Below are 2122 nucleotides of genomic sequence, written 5' to 3' on the forward strand. Positions count from 1 at the left end.
CGGACGGTCTTGGGGCGTGGACCGCCCTAGCCCCGTTCCGGGCCTCGGTCCGGCTCGAACCGGGCGGCCTGGTCGACGATGTTGGCCAACACCCGCACCCCGACCGGCAGCGCCCGCTCGTCCAGGTCGAAGGTCGGCTGGTGCAGGTCGAGCTGTGGCCCGTGGCCCGGCCAGACACCGAGCCGGGCCATCGCCCCGGGCACCTCCTCGAGGTACCAGGAGAAGTCCTCGCCGCCGCCGGACTGCCGGGTGTCGGCCAGCACCTCCGGCCCGATCGCCTCGATCGCGTGGGTGAGAATCCGGGTGGAGACCTCCTCGTTGACCACCGGCGGCACCCCGCGCCGGTAGCGCAGGGTGTGCTCGACGTTCAGCGGCGCCAGCAGCGCGGCGACGGCCTGGTCGACGACGGCCTCCATCTCCACCCAGGTCTCCCGGCTGGCGGTCCGCACGGTTCCGGCCAGCACCCCGCGCTGCGGGATGGCGTTCGGCGCCGCGCCGGCGTTCACCGCGCCCCACACCATGACGGTGCTGTTGCGCGGGTCGATCCGCCGGGACAGCACTCCGGGCAGCCCGGTGATCAGCGTGCCCAGCCCGTAGACCAGGTCGCCGGTGAGATGCGGCCGCGAGGTGTGCCCGCCGGGCGAGGTCAGCTCGATCTCGATGGTGTCGGCCGCCGAGGTGATCGGTCCGGGGATGGTCGCCACCCGGCCCACCGCCAGCCGGGGGTCGCAGTGCACGGCGAAGATCCGGCTCACCCCGGACAGCGCCCCGGCGGCGATGGCGTCGATCGCCCCGCCGGGCATCAGCTCCTCGGCGGCCTGGAAGATCAGCCGCACCGCGACCGGCAGCTCCGGCGACGATGCCAATGCCAGCGCGGTGCCGAGCAGGATCGCGGTGTGCCCGTCGTGTCCGCAGGCGTGCGTCACGCCCGGCACCGTGGAGGCGTAGGGCAGCCCGGTCTGCTCGGTCATCGGCAGCGCGTCGATGTCGGCCCGCAGCGCGATCCTCGGCTTGTCCTCCGGGCCGAAGTCGCAGGTCAGTCCGGTCCCGGCGGGCAGCGCCTTGGGGTTGAGCCCGGCGTCGGCCAGCCGTTCGGCGACGAACTGGGTGGTGGCGTACTCCTGGCGGCCCAGTTCGGGGTGCGCGTGCAGGTGCCGCCGCCAGCCGACCAGCTCGTCCCGGTTGGCCGCCAGCCACGACTCGGCGCGGTCGGCTGCGGTGGCTGCGGGCATGCTCGAAGTATCCCACCGCGCGGCGGTGCTTCTACTGTTGGTGGGTGGGAGGTGGTCGGATGCCCGCCGGGCTGGGACACGGCGACGTCGTGGTGGGCGTCGACGGATCGCCGGCCGCCAACTGCGCGGTCAACTGGGCGGCGCGCGCGGCGGCGATGCGCAACGGCAGGCTCACCGTCGTTCACGCGGTCCGCCGGGTCAACCTGCCGCAGCCGCTGCCGGCCGGCCTGTCGCGCCGGCAGCAGGAACAGGCCGCACGCATCATCGACGACGCGGTCGCCGTCGCCCGGGACAGCACCCCGGACGGCGGGCCGGCCCGGATCGAGACCCAGGTGCTCGTCTCGGCGGTCGTTCCGGCGCTGCTCAAGCTGTCCAACGAGGCCGACCTGGTCGTCGTCGGGCCGCGTGGCCGCGGGGCGCTGGCGCGCACCCTGCTCGGTTCGGTGAGCTCCAGCCTGATCCGGCACGCGCACTGCCCGGTCGCGGTGATCCACGACGCCGATCCGCCGATGCCCGCCCCGGCCACGGCGCCGGTGCTGGTCGGCATCGACGCGTCCCCGGCGTCGGACCTGGCCACCGCGATCGCCTTCGACGAGGCGTCGCGGCGCGGCGTCGACCAATTCGCGCGGCACTGACGGAAGGGGAGCCAGGTGACACAGCACGGAATCGTCGTCGGCGTCGACGGATCGTCGGCGTCGTCCGCGGCGGCGCGCTGGGCGGCGCACGCGGCGACGATGCGCAACATCGGCCTCACCCTGGTCAACGCCATCAACACGCCGTCGATGGACCTGATCGCCCTCGGCGGGCCGGTGGCGGCGCGGGCGGCGGGGGCCACGCCCCCGCACCCAAAACCCGCGCAGGCGGAACAACACCACGCCCGCGCCGCCCGG

The 2122-nt window shown here is 74.6% G+C and carries 2 protein-coding genes and 1 pseudogene; 2 read left to right on the forward strand and 1 reads right to left on the reverse strand.

Annotated elements, in window-relative coordinates; genetic code table 11:
• Positions 1–26 precede the first annotated feature (26 nt).
• Positions 27–1232 carry a M20 family metallopeptidase gene (locus tag AC2VNT_RS17110; RefSeq protein WP_486947990.1) on the reverse strand — a complete coding sequence of 402 codons (1206 nt, stop codon included), beginning with the start codon at positions 1230–1232 and terminating at the stop codon, positions 27–29.
• Positions 1233–1291: 59 nt separating this feature from the next.
• Between AC2VNT_RS17110 and AC2VNT_RS17115 the strand changes: the two are divergent.
• A pseudogene (locus AC2VNT_RS17115) lies at positions 1292–1864 on the forward strand (universal stress protein); the annotation flags it as partial.
• An 18-nt stretch (positions 1865–1882) separates the two neighbouring features.
• Positions 1883–2122 (forward strand): universal stress protein (locus tag AC2VNT_RS17120; protein ID WP_486947991.1); only part of this gene is annotated, 240 nt, incomplete at its 3' end.

It is taken from the genome of Mycobacterium sp. TH-M15, assembly GCF_057473705.1.

Bases quoted from the DNA above. Each gene is read 5' to 3' on its own strand.
- AC2VNT_RS17110 (WP_486947990.1), bottom strand. From the start codon at position 1,232: ATGCCCGCAGCCACCGCAGCCGACCGCGCCGAGTCGTGGCTGGCGGCC.